The sequence below is a fragment of the Luteimonas sp. MJ250 genome, from assembly GCF_039548455.1.
In the GTDB taxonomy this organism is placed as follows: Bacteria; Pseudomonadota; Gammaproteobacteria; order Xanthomonadales; family Xanthomonadaceae; genus Luteimonas.
The window spans coordinates 154398-178059 of the sequence record NZ_JBCLVB010000003.1; the positions used below are offsets into that span (position 1 = coordinate 154398).

The following is a 23662-nucleotide window of genomic DNA, read 5'->3' on the forward strand; positions in this document are numbered from 1 at the left end:
TTTCGGCATTGTCCGCGCGGCGCCGGGCGGCGTAGTCTGCGGGCTCGTTCAGCGGTCGGGCCAACGCAGCCTGGAACGCGGACGGCCCACGTTTCCGCACGAGCGACCGAATGAGCCAGCAGCCCCGTCCGTCCCGCAGCCTGTTCCGCACCAAGTCCATCGAGCAGACCATCGCCGACTCCGTCGAGCCGGGTCGCGAGCTCAAGCGTTCGCTGACGGCCTGGGACCTGATGATCCTGGGCGTGGCGGTGGCGGTGGGCGCGGGCATCTTCTCGGTGGGCGCGCGCGCGGCGGGCAGCTTCGCGGGGCCGGCGGTCTCGGTGTCCTTCATGCTCGCGGCGCTGGCCTGTGCGCTCGCGATCATGTGCTATGCCGAATTCGCATCCAGCATTCCCGTCGCCGGCAGCGCCTACACCTACACCTACGCTACCCTCGGCGAGTTCCTGGCCTGGATCATCGGCTGGGACCTGATCCTGGAGCTGCTGACCGCCGCCGCGGTGATCGCCAAATACTGGGGCATCTACCTGGCGATGGTGTTCGAACTGTTCGACGTGCACATACCCACCACGATCGGCGTGTTCGGGCTGGCCATGGACTGGGGCCCGCTGTTCATCGTCAGCGTGTTCACCGGCCTGCTGATCCTCGGTACCAAGATGTCGGCGCGGGTCAACAATGTGTTCACCATGATCAAGGTCGGCATCGTGGTGTTCGTGATCGTGGTCGGCCTGACCTATTTCAACGCCGACAACCTCACGCCCTTCGTGCCGCCGTCCGAGCCCGCGGGCGGGGCGGAGGGCGATGTCTGGTCGCAGTCGCTGCTGGCCTGGCTCACCGGCGCGGCGCCGGCGAAATACGGAATCGCGGGCGTGCTCTCTGGCGCGGCGCTGGTGTTCTTCGCCTTCATCGGCTTCGACGTGGTCGCGACCTCGGCGGAAGAGGTCAAGAATCCGCAGCGCACCCTGCCGCTGGGCATCTTCGGCGGCCTGGCCCTGGTCACCCTGCTGTATATCGGCGTCGCGTTCGCGCTGACCGGCATGGTGCCGTACACGGTGCTTGCCGAAGCCGAGAATCCGTCGCTGGCCACTGCCTTCGTGGCCGTGGGCGCGCCTTGGGCGGCGCAGGTGATCTCGGTCGGCATCCTGGTGGGCCTGACCACGGTGATCATGGTGCTGCTGATGGGGCTGTCGCGCGTGCTGCTGGCAATGAGCCGCGACGGCCTGCTGCCGCGCTGGCTCAGCGTCACCTCTGAAACGCGCAAGACGCCGGTGCGCCTGCAGTTGATCAGCGGCGCGGCGGTGGCGCTGCTGGCCGGCTTCACCCAGGTCGAGATCCTGGAAGAGATGATCAATATCGGCACGCTGTCGGCCTTCGTGCTGGTCAGCCTGGCGGTGGTGGTGCTGCGGCGCACGCGGCCGGACCTGAAGCGTGGCTACCGGGTGCCGTTCTCGCCCGTGCTGCCGGTCATATCGGCGCTGCTCTGCTTCTATCTGATGCTCAACCTGACCACGCTGACCTGGGTCCGCTTCGCGGTCTGGCTGGCGGTGGGCGCGGCGATCTACTTCGCCTACGGGCGCCGCAACGCGCGCGTGGGACGTCCGGGTACGGCCGGGGAAGGTTGAGGTGGCCGAGGTCGAGGTCGCCATCCTCACGCCCGACCCCGCGGTCGGCGAATACGCGCAGCTGTGGCCCCGGGTGCTCGCACGGCTGCAGGCCACGCTGCGGAACGAAGGCATCCGCGCAACGCCGACGCCCTGGACGGCGCACGTCGACGATGCTGCCGGGCTGCGCGACTTCGCGCAGGTGCTGCCGCTGCTGGCGTGGAGCTACCACCTGGACCACGCGCGCTGGCTCCGGGCCTGCGCGACCTGGCGGCGCACGGACCTGCCAATGGCCAACCCGGCCGAGGTGCTGGAGTGGAATTCCGACAAGCGCTACCTCGCCGGACTGGCGGCGCGGGGCGTCGCGATCCCGCACACGGCGTGGACGCCGGATCCGTCTCGCGCCCGGCTCGAACAGTTCTTCGACGAGACCGGTGCCGACGAGCTGATCGTCAAGCCCTCAGTCTCCGGAGGTGCGTGGAAAACGCAGCGCGTGCGCCGCCATAGCATCGATGAAGCCGTGGCAGCCGCTGCCGGCGCTGGCGACATGCTGGTGCAGCCCTACCTGTCCACCATCGCCAGCGAAGGCGAAACCTCGTTGCTGTACTTCGGCGGCCAGCTTTCGCACGTGGTGAACAAGCGCCCCGTGCCGGGCGATTTCCGCGTGCAGGAAACCTTCGGCGGGCAATACACGCTGCTGCGGGAGGCGCCGGCAGCTGCGCTCGAACTGGCCGCAGCGACGCTCGCGGCCATCGACGCCCCGCTGCTGTACGCACGCATCGACGTGGTGCCCGACGCGGAGGGCCGTTGGCTGCTGATGGAAGCGGAGCTGATCGAGCCCGACTTCTACCTGGGCGTGGATCCGGCGCGCGGCGCGGGCTTTGCCAGGGCGCTGCGTGCGCAGGTCCCCGGCTAGAGCGCGGCCACCCGGAACTTCCGGCCCTTGATCTTGCCTTCGCGCAGGCGTGCCAGCGCCTGCGGCGCCTGCGCGCGCGCGATCGCGACGTAGGCGCGCGTGGCCAGTACGTCGATCTTGCCGATCGCCTTCGCCGACAGGCCGGCGTCGCCGGTGAGCGCGCCCAGGATGTCGCCGGGACGCAGCTTGTCGGTCTTGCCGGCGTCGATGCGCAGCGTGGCCATCGCGGCCCTGGGCACGCCCTTCGGCCGCCCTTCGACCGGCTGCGCGCGTTCGCGCGGCAGGGTGCGGAACTGGTGGTCCTCGATCGCCTCCATGCGCCGCAACTCCTGCGGCGTGCACAGGGTCAGCGCCAGGCCCTCGCGCCCGGCGCGGCCGGTGCGGCCGATGCGGTGCATGTAGGTGTCGGGGTCCGAGGGCACGTCGTAGTTCACCACCGCGGCCAGGTCGTCGATGTCCAGGCCGCGCGCGGCGACGTCGCTGGCCACCAGCACGTTGCAGCTGCGGTTGGCGAAGCGCAGCAGGGTTTCGGCGCGGTCGCGCTGCTCCATGTCGCCGTGCAGGGCGAGCGCGTCGAAGCCGTAGTGGTTCAGCGAAGCGGCGACTTCGTCGACGTCGCGGCGCATGTTGCAGAACACCACGCACGACTCCGGGCGATGTTCGAGCAGCAGCGCCGCCAGCTGCGGCGCCTTGCGCTCGGGTTCGGCGTCCACCACCACCTGGGTGATCTCCGGCGCGCCGGCGCTGCCGCCGACGCTGACTTCCGCGGGATCACGCAGCATCGTCCTGGCCAGGGCGCGGATCGCATCCGGAAAGGTCGCCGAGAACAGCAGCCGCTGGCAGTTGCGCGGAACGTGCCGGGCGACATCGCGGATCTGGTCTTCGAAGCCCATGTCGAGCATGCGGTCGGCTTCGTCAAGCACGAAGGTCTGCACGCCGCCGAGCTGCAGTGCGCCCTGGCCGAGGAGTTCCAGGATGCGCCCCGGCGTGCCCACGACCACATGTGGCGCGTGCGCGAGCGACGCCAGCTGCGGCGCCAGCGGAATGCCGCCGCACAGCACCGACAGCTTCACGTTCGGCACCCCCAGGGCCAGCTTGCGCAGCTGGGCGCCGACCTGCTCGGCAAGCTCGCGGGTGGGGCACAGCACCAGCGCCTGGGTGCGCACCTGCGCCGGGTCCAGGCGCTGCAGCAGGCCGAGCCCGAAGGCCGCGGTCTTGCCGCTGCCGGTGGGCGCCTGGGCGATGACATCACGGCCTTCGAGGATCGCGGGCAGGGCCTGCGCCTGCACCGGCGTCATCGCGGTGTAGCCGAGTGCCTCCACGCCGCGGAGCAGCGCAGGCGGGACGGGAAGGGTGGAGAAGGCGGGGGGCTGGTCGATATCCATATCGCCATGATCGCAGCATTCCTGCCGTGGGAGCGGCTCCGGCCGCGATGCACCGGCGCCGATCGCGGCCTTGGCCGCTCCCCCAGGACGGGTCGCGCTTGTAGCCGATCCCGCGGGACGTCGCGGACGGCTGCTGTCGGAGCTGCTCGCGGCTTCGCGGTCGCTGTCAGCGTCGCTCGCGTCCTTCGTCGTCGCTGATCGTGTCGCTGCGCACGTCATCGGCAAAGGAGCGGCCGTCGGCATCGACATCGCCAGGCTGGTCGTCCAGGGCCACGTCCAGGAGGTCGGCGCCTGTATCGACGCCGATGTTGTCCATCGCCGAGGTCGCGCGCGGGTCCTTCAGCTTCGGGCCGCGGGTCTCGGGCAGGTCGGTGCCGTCGTCGAGGCTGGACTCTTCCGCGGGGGCGTCGGGTCGGGTGGGGTTGGACTTGGCCATCAGGGCACTCCGCTGCGAGGGGGAGACCACTGTGGTCCGGGGCGTGTCAAGGCAAGGCAAACACGGGCCGGGCTGCTGAGCGGGCGCCAACCAGGCCCGTTGTCGCGCCAAACAGAGCGGCCGCGCGCGATGGCCATGCTGGCCTGAAGCCGGGGGGCCGGATCGCAGTCGCATGGGGTGAGACGCCGGGCGCGCAGGCTGCGCGCCACGCCCAACCGGAGCCCGCCTTGAACGCCATTACCCGGCCCGCCCAGGACATCGCGCCCATGGGCGGCAACACCCTGGCCGCCAGGCTCGAGGCCAAGTACCCCGGCCGCGTTACCGGCAGCCTGCTGCTGCCCGGGCAGGGCGGCGACTACGCGCCGCTCCCCGAGGATCTTCCCGAGCCCCTGGCCGGCGCCCTGCGCGCTCGCGGCATCGATCGCCTGTACAGCCACCAGGCGCGGGCCTGGGCGGCGACGCAGGCCGGCCGGCACCTGGTGGTGGCCACGCCCACGGCGTCGGGAAAGTCGCTGTGCTACACGCTGCCGGTGGTCGCCGGCGCACTGCGCGAGCGCGGCAAGGCGCTGTACCTGTTCCCGACCAAGGCGCTGGCGCAGGACCAGGTGTCGGAGCTGCTGGAGCTGAATGCCGCCGGTGAACTTGGCCTGCGTGCGGCCACCTTCGACGGTGATACCCCTGGCGATGCGCGCCGCGCGATCCGGGTCAGCGGCGACATCGTGGTCAGCAACCCGGACATGCTCCACCAGGGCATCCTGCCGCACCACACCAAGTGGGCGCAGTTTTTCGAGAATCTGCGCTACGTGGTGATCGACGAGATCCACACCTATCGCGGCGTGTTCGGCAGCCACGTCGCCAACGTGATCCGCCGGCTGCGGCGGGTGTGCGCCTTCTATGGCGCGTCGCCGACCTTCATCCTGTGCTCGGCGACCATCGGCAACGCCGGTGAACACGGGCGCGCGCTGATCGAGGCCTCGATCGACGAAGTCGAGGTGATCGAAGACAGCGGCGCGCCGCGCGGCGACAAGCACGTGCTGCTGTGGAATCCACCGGTGATCAATCCCGACCTCGGCATCCGCGCGTCGGCGCGCTCGCAGTCCAACCGCATCGCGCGGCTGGCGATCAGGGCGGGGCTCAAGACCCTGGTGTTCTGCCAGTCGCGGTCGATGGTCGAGGTGCTGACCAAGTACCTGAAGGAAGTCTTCGACCACGACCCGCGCAAGCCCCGCCGCATCCGCGCGTATCGCGGCGGCTACCTGCCGACCGAGCGCCGTGCCGTGGAGCAGGACATGCGCGCCGGGCGCATCGACGGCATCGTCAGCACCTCGGCGCTGGAGCTTGGCGTGGACATTGGCAGCCTGGACGTGGTGGTGCTCAACGGCTATCCCGGCAGCATCTCCGCCACCTGGCAGCGCTTCGGGCGCGCCGGTCGTCGGCAGCAGCCGTCGCTGGGCGTGCTGGTGGCGAGCTCGGAGGCGCTGGACCAGTACGTGGTGCGGCATCCCGAGTTCTTTGCCGCGGCCAACCCGGAGCACGCGCGCATCGAACCCGACCAGCCGCTGATCCTGCTCGACCACATCCGCTGCGCGGCCTTCGAGCTTCCGTTCCGCGATGGCGACGGGTTCGGCCCGGTGGATCCGGGGCCGTGGCTGGAGGTGCTGGCCGAGAGCGGCGTGCTGCACCAGGAGGGCGAGCGCTGGGAGTGGATCGCCGACAGCTATCCGGCCCAGGCGGTGAACCTGCGCTCGGTGGCCGACGGCAATTTCGTGGTCGTCGATCGCACCGATGGCCGCCAGGTGATCGTGGCCGAGGTCGATTATTCGGCCGCGGCGCTGACGCTGTACGAGGGTGCGATCCACATGATCCAGTCCGAGCCCTTCCAGGTGGAGCGCCTGGACTGGGAGGGCCGCAAGGCCTATGTGCAGCGCACGCGGGTGGACTACTACACCGACGCCATCGACTACACCAAGCTCAAGGTGCTCGACGACATGGAGCAGGCGCCGGCGGGGCAGGGCTCGGCGCACCTGGGCGAGGTGCACGTGCTGCGCCGGGTCTCGGGCTACAAGAAGATCCGCTTCCACACCCACGAGAACATCGGCTACGGCCCGGTCACGCTGCCCGACCAGGAGCTGCATACCAGCGCGGTGTGGTGGCAGCTGCCGCAGCGGGTGCTGGAGGATGCGTTCGAGATGCGTCACGAGGCGTTGGACGGCTTCCTCGGCGCGGCGCACGCGCTGCACCTGGTGGCGCAGGTGTCGGTGATGGCCGAGTCGCGCGACCTGCTGAAGGCGGTGGGCAGCGGGGACGGGGCGTGGGCCAACGTACATGTGCTTGATCCGGCCGGCCGCTTTACGCCCACGCTGTACCTCTACGACAACTATCCCGGCGGTGTGGGACTGTCCTCGCCGCTGTACGAGCGGCGCGACGAACTGGTCGCCCGCGCGCGCGCGGTGGTGCAGGACTGCGACTGCCATGCCGGCTGCCCGGCCTGCGTCGGTCCGATCCTCGAGGCCGACGAGGGCGGTACCGGCACGCCGCGGCAGCTTGCGCTGCGCGTGCTCGACCTCCTGGTCGCGGCGTGAGCGCGCTGGCGAAAAGGCTGGCCGGGCTGCGCAAGCAGGCGGGCGTGGCAGCGGGCATGAAGGGTGGGGTGGAACCGGTGTCCGACCGTGTCTCGGCTGCTCCGTACCGCCACGATGCCAGCGCATCGGCGCGCGCGGCCAGGACATCGCATGAGGCCACCATCGCCCAGCTCCGCACGCTGCTGAAGATCCGCGCGCCGGCGCCGGTCGCGGCCCCGCGGAGCATCGACCGCACGCTGCCTGGCGAGGAGGTTTCGCCCGGTCTTCGCTATTTCGAACAATGGACGCCGTGGCCAGACGGTGAGGACGTCCTGCCGCTCACCGGCATCGGCCAGGACACGATCGCCCGCGAACACCTGCTCGCCTTCGATACCGAAACCACCGGGCTTGCCGGCGGCACCGGCACCCGTGCCTTCATGATCGGTGCCGCCGACTGGCGCGACGGCGGCCTGCGCATCCGCCAGCTGTGCATCACCCGGCTGTCGGCGGAAGAGGCGATGCTTCGTGCCTTCGCCGGCTGGCTGGAAGAAGACACCGCGCTGGTCAGCTACAACGGCAAGAGCTACGACCGCCCGCTGCTGTCCACGCGCTACCGCCTCGCACGCCTGCCCGATCCGGTGTTCGGGCGCCGCCACATCGACCTGCTGCACCCGGTGCGCCGGCGCTACCGCGGCGTCTGGGCCAACTGCCGCCTGGCGACGGTGGAGCGGGAGCTGCTCGGCGTGCTGCGCGAGGACGACCTGCCGGGTTCCGAAGCGCCCGGTGCATGGCTGGGCTACCTGCGCGGCGGCAGCGCCTCCAAGCTGCGCCGGGTCGGCCTGCACAACGCGCAGGACCTGCGCAGCCTGTGCGGGCTGCTTGAGGCGCTGCAGGACAAAGGCGAGGGCGAGTCGACCATTTGTCCTTTGCCGGCCATTGCCTGATGGCCGCGGTCAATCGAAGGGGCCGGTGACCGCGATGGGGCACCGGCTCGTGCTGCCCTCGCTGCTGTTCCTGGATGACGGCCACGACATCGTGCGCGACGAGCCGGCTCCCGAGGCCAACTACAACAGCCGCATGATGACCTCCGGCCTGGATGGCATGGTCGCACTGGCGGATGGCCTGGAGGGTGCACGGTTCGTATTGCTTTACGTGCATCCAGAATTGCCGGGTACCGGCGTCACGGTGCACGGAAGTCACTGGCAGACGCGCGTGCCGTTCAATCCCTACGGCGTGGTGCGGGTCCGCTTCCATCCGGTGCCCTGAGCGCGGCCCTCATGTCCCGGCGCCACGGCGCCGCAGTAGCAGCCCGATTTCACCGACCACCGCCGTCAGCAGGATCAGCGAGTTGGTGACGATGAACACCCGGTTGTCGAGCATCCAGCTGTAGGCGATGAAGCCGACGGACGCGGCCATCTGGCCCAGGAACAGCCAGCGCGAGACGCCCTTGGCGTCCTTGTCCTTCCACTGGGTGACGATCTGGCGGCTGAGGGTGGCGAGCAGGATGGCCGAGGCCGCCCAGCCGATGATGTCGGGATTCATGGGTGGGGTGTCCGCGATCAGTGGGAAGGGGCGCGATCATGCGGCGCGACGGGTCCGCGGCGGGTGAACCGGCCGCGACGGGCATCGCGGCATCGCGGCCATGGCCGCTCCCACGGTGGAACAGTGGAGCGCCCGGCGTCCGGAGCGGGCGCGCACGTCGCTATCACCGGTGCGGTGATTACATCGATGCTCCAAACCCACTGGAGTTGATCGTGACCGACCCCCGCGAACTCGAAGAGAAATTCTGGAAGGCGCTTGAGAGCGACCGCACCGTGATGCTCGGCCTTGACGGCCAGGAAGACGGCCACGCCCGGCCGATGACCGGGATGGCGGAAGAACGCCGCGCCCCGATCTGGTTCTTCACCTCCGCCGACAATATGCTCGTGAAGCAGCTGGGTTCCGGCAGCGGCCGCGCTATCGCCGGTTTCGCCTCCAAGGGCCATGACCTTTTCGCCAGCATCCGCGGCACCCTGCGCGTGGACACCGACCGCGCCGTGGTCGAACGGCTGTGGAATCCCTTCGTCGGCGCCTGGTACGAGGGCAAGGACGATCCCAAGCTGCGACTGCTGCGCCTGGACGCGGAAGACGCCGAGGTCTGGATCGATGCGTCCAGCATGGTCGCCGGCGTGAAGATGCTGCTGGGCATGGATCCGAAGAAGGATTACAGGGACAAGGTCGGCGACGTCGACCTGCGCTGAGCGGAGCGCACGGTGGCCCGGGGTGATCTGGTGGTATCGACGCCGGAGGGGCTGTACTGCCCCGCCGGCGATTTCCACATCGATCCCTCGCGGCCGGTGCCGCGCGCGGTGATCACCCACGGCCACGGCGACCATGCGCGCCCCGGCATGGGGACCTACCACGTTGCAGAGCAGGGGCTGCCGATCCTGCAATGGCGGCTGGGCGAGCAGGACTACCGCGTGTACGCGCTCGGCGAGCGCGTGCGCATCGGCGGTGCGCTGGTGTCATTCCATCCTGCCGGCCACGTGCTTGGTTCCACCCAGGTGCGCATCGAAAGTGGCGGCGAGGTCTGGGTGGCATCGGGCGACTACAAGCGCGATCCGGACCCGACCTGCCTGCCGTTCGAGGTCGTGCCCTGCGATGTGTTCATCACTGAATCGACCTTTGGCCTGCCGATCTACCGCTGGCCGCTGGCGTCGGCGGTGGCGCGCGACATTGTCGAGTGGCGCGAAGAGTGCGCCGCCAACGGCGAGGCCGCGATCCTGTACTGCTACGCGCTGGGCAAGGCGCAGCGCGTGCTGGCCGAGCTCGCGGCACACACCGATCGTCCGGCATTCGTGCATGGCGCGATCGACGCCGGCGTGCAGGTCTATCGCGAGGCTGGCGTGGCGATGCTCGACACCCGCCGCGTGGCCGACGAGGCGCGCGGCTCTGATTTCGCCGGCGAGCTGGTGATCGCGCCGCCGTCGGCCGCCGGCAGTCCGTGGATCCGCCGCTTTCGCCGCGCGCAGCAGGGCTTCGCGTCGGGCTGGATGCGCATCCGCGGAAACCGCAGGCGGCGCAATTACGACCGTGGTTTCGTCGTGTCCGATCACGCCGACTGGCCGGCGCTGCTGCGCACCGCGCACGAGACCGGCGCGCGTCGGGTGATCGCCACCCACGGCGACACCGACGCGCTGGTGCGCGTGCTTAACGAGCGCGGCATCGATACCGGCGTGTTCGCCACCGGCTACGGCGAGGACGACTGATGCGCCGCTTCGCCGCCCTCTACGAGCGGCTGGACCGCAGCACCGGCACGACCGACAAGCGTCGCGCCCTGGTCGCCTACTTTGGCGATGCGCCGCCGCGCGATGCCGCATGGGCGCTGTGGCTGCTGGCCGGCGGCAAGGTCGGTGGCGCGCGCGCGAAGATCGCCGGCACCGGTGAGTTGCGCGCCTGGATCGGGGAAGAAAGCGGCACGCCTGACTGGCTGGTCGAGGCCTGCCACCACCAGGTCGGCGATCTGGCCGAGACCCTGGCCCTGCTGCTGGACGACCCGCCCGTCGACTACGCGAGCGGCGCCCGTCGACAGGGCGATGACGCGGTCGACATCGGCGGCGGCAGTGGTGGTGGCAGCGGCAGCGGCAGTAGCAGCAGTGGTGGTGATGGCGCCGCGGAAGCAACCGGCCTCGCCGACTGGATCGAACTTCGCCTGGCGCCGATCGCCAACGCCGAACCCGAAGCGCGCCGCGCGGTGGTCGTCGGCGCGTGGCGCAGCCTCGTGTTTCGCGAACGCCTGGTATTCAACAAGCTGCTGACCGGGGCATTGCGCGTGGGCGTGTCCCAGGGCCTGGTGCAGCAGGCGCTCGCCGAACTGTCGGGCGTCGACATCGCGCTGATCGCGCAGCGCATGCTCGGCCGCTGGACGCCCAGCGCCGCTTTCCTCGAGGGCCTGCTCTCGGCGGAGCCGCAGGCCGGCGACGCCGCGCTGCCATATCCCTTCTTCCTGGCTTCGCCGCTGGAGGTCGAGCCGGACGCGCTTGGTCCGATCGACGACTGGCTGCTGGAGTGGAAGTGGGACGGCATCCGCCTGCAGCTGATCCGGCGCGAGGGTCCTGTTGCGCTGTGGTCGCGCGGCGAGGAGCGCATGGACGGGCGCTTCCCCGAAATCGAAGCCGCTGCGGCGCTGCTGCCGCGCGACTGCGTGATCGACGGTGAACTGCTTGCCTGGCAGCCGGGGGAGGCGGACCCGATGCCGTTCAGTGCGCTGCAGACCCGCATCCAGCGGCTCAGGCCCGGGCCGAAGTCGCTCGCCGCCGCCCCTGCCCGCGTGCTTGCCTACGATCTGCTGGAGCTTGAAGGCGAGGACCTGAGGACGCGCCCGCTGCGCGAGCGCCGCGCGCTGCTGACGGAGCTGCTTGGTGCAACGCAGGCCGGCACGTGCGCCAACGCCAGCGCCGACCACGACGCCGGACCACGTGCCGATCCCGGCATCGGCCGCATCGTGCTTTCGCCCGGTGTCGACGCCGACGACTGGGCACACGCCGCCACGCTCCGCGAACAGTCCCGCGACCGCGGCGTCGAAGGGCTGATGCTCAAGCGCGCCGATTCGCCCTATCGCCACGGCCGCAAGCGCGGCGACTGGTGGAAGTGGAAGGTCGATCCGCTCAGCATCGACGCGGTGCTGATCTACGCCCAGTCCGGCCACGGCCGGCGCAGCACGCTGTTCACCGACTACACCTTCGGCCTGTGGGATGGCGACGCGCTGGTGCCCGTGGCCAAGGCCTATTCCGGCCTGGACGACGCCGAAATACTGCGACTGGACCGCTGGATCCGCGCGCATACGCTGGAGCGTTTCGGGCCGGTGCGCTCGGTCGAGGCGGTGCACGTGTTCGAGCTTGGCTTCGAGGGCGTGAACCGCTCAGCGCGCCACAAGTCCGGCATCGCCGTGCGCTTCCCGCGCATCCTGCGCTGGCGCGAGGACAAGCCCGCGAGCGAAGCCGACCGGCTCGACAGCCTGCGGGCGCTGGCGCGGTGATGGTGACTGGCAGCGGCGTCCGCGGGTCCGGCCGCCGACCCGCCGACGCAGCGCTCACCGCATGGTTCGCGGCCCGGGCCTGGCGTCCCGCAGCCTTCCAGCGCGAAGCCTGGCGTCGCTACCTGCGCGGCGAGTCCGGCCTGCTGGTCACGCCCACCGGCAGCGGCAAGACCCTGGCCGCGGCTGGCGGACCGCTGCTGGAAGCGCTTAGCCTGGGCGATGTGCCGGCGCCGAAACGCACGTCCGCGTCCACGCCGCCGCGCCTGCGCCTGCTCTGGATCACGCCCCTGCGCGCGCTCGCCGTGGACACCGTGCGCGCGCTGCGCGAGCCGATCGACGCCCTCGGCGTGCCCTGGATCGTGGCCATGCGCACCGGCGACGCCGCCGCCCGCGACCGCCGGCTTGCGCGCAAGGGCCTGGCCGACGTGCTGGTGACCACGCCGGAGTCCTTCGCGCTGGCGCTGTCGTATCCGGATGCCGGCGACATCCTGTCCGGCGTGCGCGCGGTGGTCGTCGACGAATGGCACGAACTGCTCGGCAACAAGCGCGGCGTGCTGCTGCAGCTCTGCCTGGCGCGCCTGCGCGCGCTGGCCCCGGGCGCGCGCACCTGGGGCCTGTCGGCAACGCTCGGCAACCTTGATGAGGCGCGCGACGTACTGCTTCCGCACGCGCCCGGCGCGGCCATCCTGTCCGCCCCGAAGCAGCGCAAGATGACCCTCGAGACCCTGCTGCCCGGCGAGGGCGAACGCTTTCCCTGGGCCGGCCACCTCGGCCTGTCGCAGCTCGAACGCGTTGCCGCCGTGCTGCAGCGCGCCCGCAGCAGCCTGCTGTTCACCAACACCCGCTCGCAGGCCGAACTCTGGCACCGCGCCTTGCAATCGGTGTGGCTGGACGACCCGTCCACGCTTGCGCTTCACCACGGCTCGCTCGACGCCTCATTGCGTGCCGCCGCTGAATCCGGCCTGCGCGACGGCAGCGTGCGTTGCGTAGTCGCGACCTCCAGCCTCGACCTCGGCGTCGACTTCCCCGCCGTCGACCAGGTCCTGCAGGTCGGCAGCCCCAAGGGCATGGCGCGCCTGCTGCAGCGCGGCGGGCGGGCGCGGCACCGCCCGGGCGAAGCCGGGCAGGTGGTCTGCGTGCCGACGCACGCGCTTGAGCTGGCCGAATACGCCGCGGCGCGCAAGGCGCTGGCATCCGGCCGCATCGAATCGCGGCCACCGCCGCGGCTGTCGCTCGACGTGCTGGCACAGCACTGCGTCACCCTCGCGCTCGGCGGTGGCTTCAAGCCCGACGCGCTGCTTGCCGAAGTCCGCGGCACGCACGCCTTCGCCGATCTGTCCGATGCCGCGTGGGAGGCGGTGCTCGATTTCATCGTCCGCGGCGGCAGCGCGCTGGAGTCCTATCCCGACTACCGCCGCGTGCTGCGCGACGAGGACGGTACCTATCGCGTGCACGACCGTCGCGTCGCCTTCCGCCACCGGCTCTCGATCGGCACCATCACCAGCGATGGCGGCGTGCAGGTGCGCTTCCTCAAGGGCGGCCACCTGGGCGTGGTGGAGGAGGCCTTCGTCTCCCGGCTTCGGCCGCGCGACCGCTTCCAGTTCGCGGGCCGCACGCTGGAGCTGGTGCAGATGAAGGACATGACCGCCTACGTGCGCATCGCCAGGCGCAGCGACGGCGCCGTGCCGCGCTGGCAGGGCGGGCGCATGCCGCTGTCAAGCGAGCTTGCCGCTGAGGTGGAAGCCATCATCGGACAGCCGGCCGACAGCCCGGAGATGCGCGCGCTGTCGCCGCTGCTCGCGCTGCAGTCGAAGCTCTCCGCGCTGCCGACGCCCGACACCCTGCTGGTGGAAGCGGCCAGGACCCGGCAGGGCTGGCACCTGTTCGTGTTCCCGTTCGCCGGCCGCGCCGTGCACGAAGGCCTGGCGCCGCTGCTCGCCCTGCGCTGGGCGCGCGAGGCGCCCAACACCTTCGCCTGGGCGGTGAACGACTACGGCCTGGTGCTGAACGCACAGGCCGAAGCCTGGCCCGACACCGCGCTGCTCGAACGCATGTTCACGCCCGAAGGCCTGCTCGATGACCTGTACGCCAGTCTCAACCTGGCCGAGCTCGCGCGCCGGCAGTTCCGCGAGATCGCGCGCGTCGCCGGTCTGCTGCCGCCGTCGCTGCCGGGCCGCGCGATCCGCTCGCTGCGCCAGCTGCAGGCGTCCAGCGGCCTGCTGTTCGACGTGCTGCGCCGCCACGACCCCGGCCACGTGCTGCTGGCGCAGGCGGAGCGCGAAGTGCTGGAGGCGCAGCTCGAAATCCGACGCCTTGGCGAGGCGCTGGAGCGCTGCCGCGCGCGCAGGCTCGACCTGCACCGCCCGCGCGGCCTGACGCCGCTGGCCTTCCCGCTGTGGGCGGACTCCCTGCGCGGACAGCTGAGCACCGAGGACTGGCGCACGCGCGTGCGGCGAGCGGCCGCGCAGCTGGAGAAGCGGCATGGATGAAGCCATGGACGATGCCGTGGACCTGCTCATCGCCGGCGAGCCGATGCGGCTGCATGCGGAGCGCGCCCTGTACTGGCCTGGGCGCGGGCGACTGCTGATCGCCGACCTGCACCTGGGCAAGGGCGACATCCTGCGCGCGGCCGGGATCCCGGTGCCCAGCGGCGGCACCAGCCACGACCTCGCGCGCCTGGATGCGCTGCTGCGCGCCACCGGTGCCCGCGAACTGTGGGTGCTCGGCGACTTCCTGCACGGCCGCCGCCATCCGCGGGTGGAAGCGGCGTGGCGCGCGCTGCTCGGCGCGCACCCGGGCGTCGTGGCCAGCGTGGTCGCGGGCAACCACGATCGCAGCCTGGTGCCTGACGCGGTCGGCATCGTCCCCCTGCCCGACGATGTGCGCGACGGGCCCTTCCGCTTCCGCCACATGCCGCTGGATGGACCCGATGGCGGCCCCCGCGGCTTCGATCCGGCAGCGGGCTACGTGATCTGCGGCCACGTGCATCCGGTGGTGCGGCTGCCGGGCCTGCCCGGCCGTCATCCCGCGCTTGCGCTGGACCCGTACCAGGCCATCCTGCCGGCGTTCTCCGCCTTCACCGGAGGCCGGGAGCTGGAGCACGACCGCAGCTGGATCGCCTGCGCCGGCGGCGAGCTGGCCGGACACATGGACGGTGCGTGGCGGGTGCAGCCAGCGCTTTGACCCTGGCGCCACGCCGCCGCGGCACCGGGCCCGGCAACGGCGCGTATTCGAACCCGGGGCGAGAGCAGGCATACTCGGCGGTCGAGACGCCGGGGCGCCCGGCCTGCGTCGATCCCATCGCACCGGAGAGTCCCGCATGATCCTGACAGGCTGCGCGCGCCTGCGTTTTTCCACGCTTTGCGTCCTGACCCTGGCTTTCTCCACGGCAGCACCTTCCGCCGCGTTCGCGCAGGCCGCCGATGTCGCCGCAGCGCAGGCCGAAGCCGTGCCGGCAAACGATGCATCCACGCGCCTGCACGCCCTGTTCGCCGCCGACGGCGAGTGGAGCCGGCGCGAATACGGCTATACGCGCGTCGACGGCCGCTGGCGCGCATCCGACCGCCTGCCGTCGAACACACCCGACACCTGGGCGCGCCGCGCGGCCTACTGGGCCGACACCCTGGCGAAGCTCGACGCGATCCCGGCCGACGCGCTCTCGCGCGAGGACCAGGTCAACCTCGCGGTGTTCCGCGCCAGCATGGCGGCGGAGCGCGAAAACGCCGTGCGCCGCACCTGGGAAGCGCCGTTCAACAGCGACACCTTCTTCTGGACCGGCTTCGCCCCGCGCGAACCCTGGCGCGAAGAGGCCGAGTGGCGCAACTACATCGGCCGCCTGCGCGACCTGCCGCGCCATTTCGGCGAGCACATCGACAACATGGAGCGCGGGCTTGAGCGCGGCTGGAGCGTGCCGCGGGCATCGCTCGACAACCGCGACAAGACGATCGAGAGCTACACGCTTGCCGGCGCGGGCAACCCCGTCCTTGACGCATTCGACGCGATCCCGCCCACGGTGCCGGAACCCGCGCGCACGCAGCTGCGCGAAGAGGGCAGGCAGGTGGTGCTGGATGAAGTGGTGCCGGCCTACCGCCGCCTGCTCGCGTACATGCGCGAGGACTACCTGCCGCGCACCCGCACCAGCATCGCGGCCAGCGCGCTGCCCGACGGGGCCGCGTTCTACCGCACCCAGGTCCGCGAATACGTCACCCGCGACATGGACCCGCGCGCGATCCACGAGCTGGGACTGGCCGAGGTTGCGCGGATCTCGGCGGAGATGCGCGAGGTCATGGCGCGCGCCGGCTTCGAGGGCACGTTCGAGGAGTTCCTCGCGTATCTGCGCTCGGACCCGAAGTTCTACGCGCAGACGCCGCGCGAACTGCTGGCCACTGCGGCCTACGTCGCCAAGAAGGTCGATGGCCAGCTCAAGCACGTGCTCGGCACGCTGCCGCGCTACCGCTTCACCATCCTGCCGGTGGCCGATGACATCGCGCCCAACTACACCGCCGGTCGCGGCGGCCTGGACGCGTGCTGGTTCAATACCTACGACCTGCCGTCGCGCCCGCTGTACAACCTGCCGGCGCTGGTGCTGCACGAGTGCTCGCCCGGCCACAGCCTGCAGGCGGCGCTGGCGCTTGAAGCGCCCGAGCGCCCGGACTTCCGCTCAAGCACGTATTTCTCGGGCTATGGCGAAGGCTGGGCGCTGTACACCGAGTGGCTGGGCACGCAGATGGGCATCTACGAGACGCCGTACGAGGACTTCGGCCGGCTCAGCTTCGAGATGTGGCGTGCGGCGCGCCTGGTGATCGACACCGGCATCCACGAATACGGCTGGAGCCGTGAGCAGGCGATCGAATACCTCGCCAGCCACGCCGCGCTGGCAAGGCACGACATCGTCAACGAGGTCGACCGCTACATCTCCTGGCCGGGCCAGGCGCTGTCGTATTACATCGGCTACAAGACCATCCGCGACCTGCGCGCCGAAGCCGAGCGCGAGCTGGGCTCCGGCTTCGACCAGAAGGCCTTCCACGACACCATCCTGCGCCTGGGTTCGGTGCCGCTGCCGGTGCTGGACGAGGAAGTCCGCGCGTTCATCGAGACGCAGAAGCAGGCGGCTCCAGGGCCGCAGCCATCATCACGATCGCAGCTATAGCTGCTCCCACAACAGCTGCTCCTGCAACAGCGTTCCGGCCCTCAGAGATTTGCCGACGGTCCGGATGCTCCGCCGGCGGTAGACGTGCCCGCAGTGGACGTGCCCGCGCTCGAGGTCCCGACAGTGGATGTGCCGGTGCCTGCCGCGCCAGCAGTCGACGATCCGGTGGCCGATGCGGTGCCAACCGACGGCGGCGGGCCAACCCGCAGTGCGTTTTCCACGTCGCGCACGCCGCGGCAGTCATCGGCGAGGTCTTCGGCCAGGCGCTTCATCATGCGGTGCGGCACGGTGCCGGCCAGCTTCACCACGCCGTCCTGCGCGGTGACGGTGATGTCGCTGGCGTCCAGGGCGTCGCTGTCGGTGAGGGCGTCGCAAACGTCTTCGCGCACGCGCCCGTCGTCGCGACGGTAGCCCCGCGGGCCGATGCCGCGGTAGCCGTGCACGCTCGCGCCGGCACCAGCACCGGCAGCACCGGCTGCGCGGCCCATGTTGAATTCTTCACGCTTCTCGCCAAGCCAGTCCCGGGCGGCGCCGACGCAGCGGCTACCCAGCTTCATCGCGTCGCGCGCAACGTCGCGGAATTCGTCGGTGGCGGGGCCTGTGGTGGATCGGGTCATGGGAATGTCTCCATCGGGGGAAGTCGCGGGCGCGGGGCCCGCTGCAGGCAGTGTCCCCCGGCAGACGTTCAAGCAGCGTCATGCCCTGCACAGGCTCAGCTGGCGTCGTCCAACGGATAGACCGCGCGTATCGGGCAGCCAAACCTGGCGCCAAGGATCTGGAGGCGCGCTGAGCCGGTCATCAGGAAATCCGCGGGGCGGCCATCGTGCGCGACCAGCGGCTGGCCGCGGCCGCCCGCGCCGCCGCCAACGACACCGGTCCTGATGTCGTCACCCGGGTTCCCGCAGATCAGGCCGATGCCCATGCCCGAATGGAATGCGACTTCGACCGGGCCCGCAAGATGCGGACAGGACCGCACCAGTTCGACGCGGTAGTAGCGGTTGCCGCCGGAGCGGCGCGGGTTCACCTCCACCACAACGCCCTTTGGATCCTCCGACCAGCCGCGCACGTGCCGGGGGTTGAAGCAATAGTTGTGGGAGGCTGCAAACCCGTGCCGGCGCTCGCCCTTGACCACGACCGTGGTCAGCGTGGTGCTGCCGTCGGCGCTGGTCTGGCTGGCACGCGCGTGCCGGGCATATTCCGCGGATGTGATCGGTTCGACCTCGTTGACCGGGCAGTTCCGCCCATCCATCGCCACATATTCATTGCCCGTGCCGCACATCCAGCCGTCGGCGGCCAGCAGCCGCGCATTGCTGGTATCGGTGGCACCCGAGCAGTCCGCGCCCAGCCCCACGCGGAAGCGCCGGCCGTCGGACTGGACCATGGCCAGGGTCCGGTCGTCGGACTGGAACACTTCGCGCACTTCGCGGGCATCCAGGCACTGCGGTGCCGGCGGGATGCGCGCCTGCGCAAAGGTGGCGGACGGGGCGAGCAGGGCGAATGCCGCGCTGATGAACAGCAGTGGCGGGGCGAGTGCGGTCATGGCATCCATACCGGTGCAGGGACGAATGCGAGTGTAGGGCATGCACTGTTTCAGCCGGCCGCTTGCCCTGCGCGGAGGGGCGTTCCACGATGGCGGCCATCGAACGGACGGAGTTCCCCATGCAGACCATCAACGTGCCGGTCTCGGTCGGCGAGCTGGCCGACAAGATCTCGATCCTGCAGATCAAGCATGAGCGGATCAATGACGCCGCCAAGCGCGCGCATGTCGAAGTCGAACTCGGTGGCCTGCGGCCCATCTGGCAGGGGCTGGTCGATCGGCAGCCGGAACTGGCCGGATGCTACGACCGCCTGAAGGCGGCCAACGAACTGATGTGGGACGTGCAGGACGGCCTCCGCGCCAGGGAGGCGGCGAAGGCCTTCGACCACGAATTCATCGAGCTCGCGCGCGCGGTGGCCGTGCGCAACGGCGAGCGGGTGGCGATCAAGAACGAGATCAACCGCCTGTCGGGCTCCGCGTTCGTCGAGGAAAAGCAGTACCAGGCCGGAAGCTGACCGGTGTTGTTGGGGGGATTACTTCGGCTCCAGCAGCACCTTGCGCGGCATCCGCTCGTCGCGCATCGCCGCGTGGTAGGCGAACGACGCCACGATGGCCGCCGCCTGCTTCAGGTCTTCCGGCTCGACGTGGTCCCAGGTGTCCAGGTGCGTGTGGTGGACGTTGGTGAAGTAGTCCAGCCGGTCCTGGATGAACTGGAAGCCGGGCAGGCCGACGCGGTCGAAGGCGATGTGGTCGGTGCTGCCGGTGTTGCGGGTGGCGACCGTGGTGGCGCCGACATCGTGGAAGGGCTTGAGCCAGGCCTCGAAGATCGGCATCGCCGCCAGGTTTTCCTGAGCGTAGATGCCGCGGAAGCGGCCGGAGCCGTTGTCCATGTTGAAGTAGACCGAGAAGCGCTCGTAGTCGCGCTGCTTCTGCAGCGCGCCGGTCGGTTCGCGCAGCGAGGCGGGCAGCGCCTTCTGCGCCGGATCAGTGGGCTCGGGGTACGCGGCGAAGTTGCGTGCGACGTAGTCCTGTGAGCCGACCAGGCCCTGCTCCTCGCCGCTCCACAGCGCCACCCGGATGGTGCGCTCCGGCTGCGCGCCCACGGCCTTGAGGATGCGCATGGCTTCCATCATCACCGCCACGCCCGCGGCGTTGTCGGCGGCACCGGTGCCGGTGTGCCAGGAATCCATGTGCGCGCCAAGCATGACGATCTCGGCGGCCTTGCGCCCGCGCCCGGGGATCTCGGCGATGGTGTTGTAGCCGGGCTGGTTGGCCTCGTCGATGAAGCGCGCATCGACGTTGACGCGCAGGCGCACGCTCTGCTCGGCCTTGAGCGCGCGCACCAGCGGATTGAAGTGCTCGGCGATCATCGCCAGCTCCGGGATGCCCACCGGCTCGCCGGCCTTGCGCGAGCCGCCGCCGGCCACGCGGATGATGCCGTTGTCCCAGCTGCTGATGCTGATCGCGGCCAGCGCCCCTTCTTCGGCGAAGAAGGTGTTCACCGCCCGGCTGAGCTCCTGGCGCTCGCCGTACTCCTTGACCCGCTTCGCCCGGTCGGCGGCCGCGGTTTTCGGCACAGTGAACTGCTGCAGCCCTTCCAGCGACGTGGCGTCGTGGCGGTGCGAGTCCGGCTCCTCGCCGCGCTTGTACTCGCGCGCCTCGCCCAGCAGCAGGATCTTGCCGCCCAGCTTGCCGCGATAGTCCTCGATGTCGGCCAGCTTCTTGATCTCGACGTGCACCAGCTCGCCTTCCACCGGGCCGTTGGTGCCCGGGGTCCAGGCCTTGGGCAGGGCGTGCAGCTGCTGCGCGCGGTCGCTGAGCATCTCCACGCTGGCCGAGTTGAATTCCCAGCCGCGGCCGAAGTCGTCGAAGGCGTCGTCGTGGACCTTGGCCAGGCCCCATTCGTTGAACTTGCCGCGGGTCCAGGCATTGGCCTCGGCCATCTGCGGAGAGTTGGTCAGCCGCGCGCCGATGTTCTCGGTCAGGTGGCTGAAGGTCGCCATCACCTGCGAGTTGTGGAAGGCCTCCTGGCGGATCCGGCTGACCATGTCCAGGTCAACGGGCTCGTTCGCCACGGCCAGGCCGCTGAGTAGGGCCAGGCCGGCCACCAGTGCGCAACGCTTCAACATCGGGACGTCCTTTCGCGCCGCGGTGGGGCGCATGCAGCCGGTGATTTTATCGGCAGCAGGCGCTCCGGTTCGCCGGTCTTTAGTCACGGGCTGCGGCAACGTAGCGTCCCACCACGCCGGTGCGACGCGGTGCCCGCGCGCGCAAGGTGGCGGCCACGGCATCCATTCGCCGCGGGCGTTAGGCTGCCTCCATCGCTTTGCGCAACGCGCACGGGAGACACCCCATGGGACTGCTGATCGACGGGAAGTGGCACGACAAGTGGTATGACACCGCCGGCGACGGCGAATTCAAGCGCGAGGAGGCGAGCTTCCGCGACTGGCTGAGCGCCGACGGCGGTCCCGGACCCGACGGCCAGGCCGGGCACCGCGCCGAAGCCGGCCGCTATCGCCTGTATGTCAGCTATGCCTGCCCGTGGGCACATCGCACGCTGATCGTGCGCGCGCTGAAGGGGCTGGAAGACATGCTGCCGGTCTCGGTGGTGCACTGGCGGATGCTCGAGCACGGCTGGACTTTCGAGGACGGCCCCGGCGTCACCCCCGACCCGGTCATGGGCGCGGACTGCCTGCACCAGCTTTACGCCCGCGCGCAGCCCGGCATGACCGGCCGGGTCACGGTGCCGCTGCTGTGGGACCAGGCCAAGGACGCCATCGTCGGCAACGAATCGTCCGAGATCATTCGCATGCTCAACACCGCGTATGACGGACTGGGCGCGAAGTCCGGGGACTTCTATCCTGAAGCGCTGCGCGCGGACATCGACGCCGTCAACGCGCGCGTCTATCCCACGGTCAACAACGGCGTGTACCGTGCCGGCTTCGCGACCACGCAGGCCGCGTATGAAGAGGCCGTGCGGCCGCTGTTCGAGACCCTGGACTGGCTGGAATCGCGGCTGTCCGGCGATGAGTGGCTGGTCGGCGGGCAGCTGACCGAGGCCGACATCCGCCTGTTCACCACCCTGGTGCGCTTCGACGCGGTCTACCACGGCCACTTCAAGTGCAACCTGCGGCGGATCGCCGACCATCCGGCGCTGCATGCGTTCACCGCGCGGATGATGGAACTCCCCGGGGTCCGCGACACGGTGCACTTCGACCACATCAAGCGGCATTATTACGAGAGCCACGCGACCATCAATCCGACCGGGATCGTGCCGCTGGGGCCGGTGGAGCCGTACTAGGGCGCGCCCTGCGCCGGGCGCGCCGATGATCCGGTCCGGGCCGGCGAGGTCGTGCCGGAAGACAGGGCTCCGGGCGGCCATCGGGCCGGCATGGCGCGGGTAGACTGCCGGTTCCACTGCACCTAATTGAAAACCAGGCGATGCCCAGCCGATTCCGTCAGTTCGCCTGCACCGCCTGGCTGGTCTTCGCGATCGCGTCCGCCCCGGCCGCCGGGTCGGACGCGATCGCCATGCGATGCTTCGAACTGCGCGACAGTGATCCCGCCGCGGCCGTGGCGCTGGCGGACGAGACGCTGGAAGCGGATGGCCTCGAGCCCGGGGTCGAGATCAAGCTGCGCACCTGCCTGGGTCGTTCGCTTGCGCTGACCGGTGATGCGCCGCGTGCAGAGGCGGAAGTCGAACGCGTGGATGCGCTGCTCGCCCAGCATCCGATGCCGCCGGAGTTCGTGCTCCGGGCGCTTTCGAATTCCGGCGCGACCCTGCACACGCTCGGCTGGTCCCACCGTGCGCTCGACTACTACATCCGCGTCTACGAGGCCGCCCGGGATGGGGATTCGGAGATAGCCCAGGCAACCACGTTGAACAACGTCGCGGGCATCTACAGCGAAACCCTTGGCGCGTACGAGCAGGCGGAGGCGATGTTCGCCCAGGGGCAGGCGGCCTTCGAGCGCGCCGGCGTCGACAGCCCGTTGCTGCCGTACAACCGCGGCCGGAACCTGCTGCGGATGGGCCGCGAAGCGGATGCGCTGGCCCGGTTCGAAGATGCGGAGCGTGCCGCGGCGCCAGGGGAGGAGGTCATGGCGCATCGCGCGCGCGTCGAGCGCATCACGCTGCAGGCGTCCGGTGACGAGGCCATCGAAGCCGCCAGGGACGCGCTGGCCACGATCGCGCGCGAGCAGCAACGCCTGGGGGATCCGACAGGAGAGGCCACGACCCTGGTGCGGCTGTCCGGACTTTCGCTCAAGGCCGGGGACCCGGACACGGCGCTTGCGCAGGCGCAGCAGGCGGCGGCCCTGGTGGAAGGACCCGCATTCCGCAGCGAGCAGCATGAGGCGCTGACTGCCACGGTGGCCGCCCTGATTGCAGGCGACGACTGGCGCGGCGCCCATGACGGCGTGCAGGCGCTGCGCGCGATGGAGGTGTCGGCCCTGCGCGGGCAGACCCTGGACAACCTGGCCGGACTGCAGGCGAGGCTGCAGGACACCGAGCGCGAGCGCGAGCTCCAGCGGCTGCAGGACGAGCAGGGCATCGAGGCGCTGCGCCTGCAGAACGCACGCAAGCTGCGCAATGTGTCCATCGCCGCCTTCATCGCGCTGCTGGTGCTTGGCGGCGCGTTCGCCTGGTACCAGCGCGGGGTGAACCGGAGGCTCCGCCGTCTGAGCCGCGTGGATCCGCTGACCGACCTGCTCAACAGGCGCGCGGCGTCGCACAGCCTGCAGACCGACGCTGCGGCCGCGGGGGACGGCGACCGCAGGGATGCGGTGTTCCTGATCGACATCGACAATTTCAAGGCCCGCAACGACCGCTATGGCCATGCCGCCGGCGATGCCGCGCTTGCGGAGGTCGCACGGCGCCTGCGCGCGTGCTGTCGCCCGGATGACATCGTCGCGCGCTGGGGCGGCGAGGAGTTCCTCGTCGGATGCAGGCAGCTGGACCTGGTGCGGGCACAGCAGATCGCAGAGCGCCTTCGCACGGCCATGGCCGGGGTTGTGGAACCAGAGGAGGGCGAGGGCGATCACCCGGGGCTGTCGGTGACGATCGG

Annotated in this window: 18 protein-coding genes and 2 pseudogenes; 14 read left to right on the plus strand and 6 right to left on the minus strand. The window is 70.4% G+C overall.

The window, feature by feature from the left end; genetic code table 11:
- Nucleotides 1-110 precede the first annotated feature (110 nt).
- A complete protein-coding gene (locus WCE37_RS01240; protein ID WP_343277780.1) occupies nt 111-1619 on the plus strand; it encodes an amino acid permease in 1509 nt (502 codons plus the stop codon).
- 1 nt (nt 1620) lies between these two features.
- The gene (locus WCE37_RS01245; RefSeq protein ID WP_343277781.1) at nt 1621-2514 is read left to right on the plus strand and encodes a hypothetical protein; all 894 of its coding nucleotides are present in this window, start codon (nt 1621-1623) and stop codon (nt 2512-2514) included.
- Here WCE37_RS01245 and dbpA read toward each other — a convergent pair.
- Nucleotides 2511-3899 (minus strand): ATP-dependent RNA helicase DbpA, encoded by a 1389-nt coding sequence (gene dbpA / locus WCE37_RS01250; protein ID WP_343277782.1) that lies wholly within the window; start codon nt 3897-3899, stop codon nt 2511-2513. The genes WCE37_RS01245 and dbpA overlap by 4 nt on opposite strands.
- A 166-nt stretch (nt 3900-4065) precedes the next feature.
- A complete protein-coding gene (locus WCE37_RS01255) occupies nt 4066-4335 on the minus strand; it encodes a hypothetical protein (RefSeq protein ID WP_343253757.1) in 270 nt (89 codons plus the stop codon).
- 290 nt (nt 4336-4625) lie between these two features.
- Between WCE37_RS01255 and WCE37_RS01260 the strand changes: the two are divergent.
- From WCE37_RS01260 to WCE37_RS01270, 3 genes and pseudogenes are all read left to right on the plus strand, one after another.
- Nucleotides 4626-6905 (plus strand): annotated as a pseudogene (locus tag WCE37_RS01260) (DEAD/DEAH box helicase); the annotation flags it as partial.
- 8 nt (nt 6906-6913) lie between these two features.
- Nucleotides 6914-7840 carry a ribonuclease H-like domain-containing protein gene (locus WCE37_RS01265; RefSeq protein WP_343277783.1) on the plus strand — a complete coding sequence of 309 codons (927 nt, stop codon included), beginning with the start codon at nt 6914-6916 and terminating at the stop codon, nt 7838-7840.
- 34 nt (nt 7841-7874) lie between these two features.
- The gene (locus tag WCE37_RS01270; RefSeq protein ID WP_343277784.1) at nt 7875-8162 is read left to right on the plus strand and encodes a hypothetical protein; all 288 of its coding nucleotides are present in this window, start codon (nt 7875-7877) and stop codon (nt 8160-8162) included.
- Between the two features lie 9 nt (nt 8163-8171).
- Here the strand turns inward: WCE37_RS01270 and WCE37_RS01275 are convergent, their stop codons facing one another.
- Nucleotides 8172-8438, minus strand: a complete 267-nt coding sequence (locus tag WCE37_RS01275; RefSeq protein ID WP_343277785.1) for a hypothetical protein — start codon at nt 8436-8438, stop codon at nt 8172-8174.
- Nucleotides 8439-8650: 212 nt separating this feature from the next.
- On the opposite strand from WCE37_RS01275, the gene WCE37_RS01280 reads away from it, so the two are divergent.
- The 6 genes from WCE37_RS01280 (at nt 8651) to WCE37_RS01305 (ending at nt 17062) form a co-directional block, all read left to right on the plus strand.
- On the plus strand, nt 8651-9136 hold the full coding sequence (locus WCE37_RS01280; RefSeq protein ID WP_343277786.1) for a pyridoxamine 5'-phosphate oxidase family protein: 486 nt from the start codon (nt 8651-8653) through the stop codon (nt 9134-9136).
- A 12-nt stretch (nt 9137-9148) separates the two neighbouring features.
- A complete protein-coding gene (locus tag WCE37_RS01285) occupies nt 9149-10144 on the plus strand; it encodes a ligase-associated DNA damage response exonuclease (RefSeq protein ID WP_343277787.1) in 996 nt (331 codons plus the stop codon).
- Complete coding sequence (locus WCE37_RS01290; RefSeq protein ID WP_343277788.1) at nt 10144-11913, plus strand: ATP-dependent DNA ligase; 1770 nt, start codon at nt 10144-10146, stop codon at nt 11911-11913. Before WCE37_RS01285 ends, WCE37_RS01290 begins: the two co-directional genes overlap by 1 nt.
- Nucleotides 11913-14402 carry a ligase-associated DNA damage response DEXH box helicase gene (locus WCE37_RS01295; RefSeq protein ID WP_343277789.1) on the plus strand — a complete coding sequence of 830 codons (2490 nt, stop codon included), beginning with the start codon at nt 11913-11915 and terminating at the stop codon, nt 14400-14402. Before WCE37_RS01290 ends, WCE37_RS01295 begins: the two co-directional genes overlap by 1 nt.
- Nucleotides 14395-15096: a ligase-associated DNA damage response endonuclease PdeM gene (gene pdeM, locus WCE37_RS01300; protein ID WP_343277790.1), complete on the plus strand. Its 702-nt coding sequence runs from the start codon at nt 14395-14397 to the stop codon at nt 15094-15096. Before WCE37_RS01295 ends, pdeM begins: the two co-directional genes overlap by 8 nt.
- A 136-nt stretch (nt 15097-15232) precedes the next feature.
- Entirely contained in the window at nt 15233-17062 is a 1830-nt protein-coding gene (locus tag WCE37_RS01305; RefSeq protein WP_343277791.1) for a DUF885 domain-containing protein, read from the plus strand.
- A gap of 41 nt (nt 17063-17103) precedes the next feature.
- On the opposite strand, the gene WCE37_RS01310 is transcribed toward WCE37_RS01305, so the two are convergent.
- A complete protein-coding gene (locus WCE37_RS01310) occupies nt 17104-17679 on the minus strand; it encodes a BON domain-containing protein (RefSeq protein WP_343277792.1) in 576 nt (191 codons plus the stop codon).
- 95 nt (nt 17680-17774) lie between these two features.
- Nucleotides 17775-18602 (minus strand): hypothetical protein, encoded by an 828-nt coding sequence (locus tag WCE37_RS01315; RefSeq protein WP_343277793.1) that lies wholly within the window; start codon nt 18600-18602, stop codon nt 17775-17777.
- A gap of 119 nt (nt 18603-18721) precedes the next feature.
- Here WCE37_RS01315 and WCE37_RS01320 point away from each other — a divergent pair, with 119 nt between their 5' ends.
- Nucleotides 18722-19114, plus strand: coding sequence for a hypothetical protein (locus WCE37_RS01320; RefSeq protein ID WP_343253747.1), 393 nt, complete (start codon nt 18722-18724; stop codon nt 19112-19114).
- 18 nt (nt 19115-19132) lie between these two features.
- Here WCE37_RS01320 and WCE37_RS01325 read toward each other — a convergent pair whose 3' ends face one another.
- Nucleotides 19133-20728, minus strand: a complete 1596-nt coding sequence (locus WCE37_RS01325; protein ID WP_343277794.1) for a M20/M25/M40 family metallo-hydrolase — start codon at nt 20726-20728, stop codon at nt 19133-19135.
- A 224-nt stretch (nt 20729-20952) separates the two neighbouring features.
- On the opposite strand from WCE37_RS01325, the gene WCE37_RS01330 reads away from it, so the two are divergent.
- Both WCE37_RS01330 and WCE37_RS01335 read left to right on the plus strand, forming a co-directional pair.
- Entirely contained in the window at nt 20953-21900 is a 948-nt protein-coding gene (locus tag WCE37_RS01330; protein ID WP_343253745.1) for a glutathione S-transferase family protein, read from the plus strand.
- Between the two features lie 1133 nt (nt 21901-23033).
- Nucleotides 23034-23633 (plus strand): annotated as a pseudogene (locus tag WCE37_RS01335) (GGDEF domain-containing protein); the annotation flags it as partial.
- Between the last annotated feature and the right edge of the window lie 29 nt (nt 23634-23662).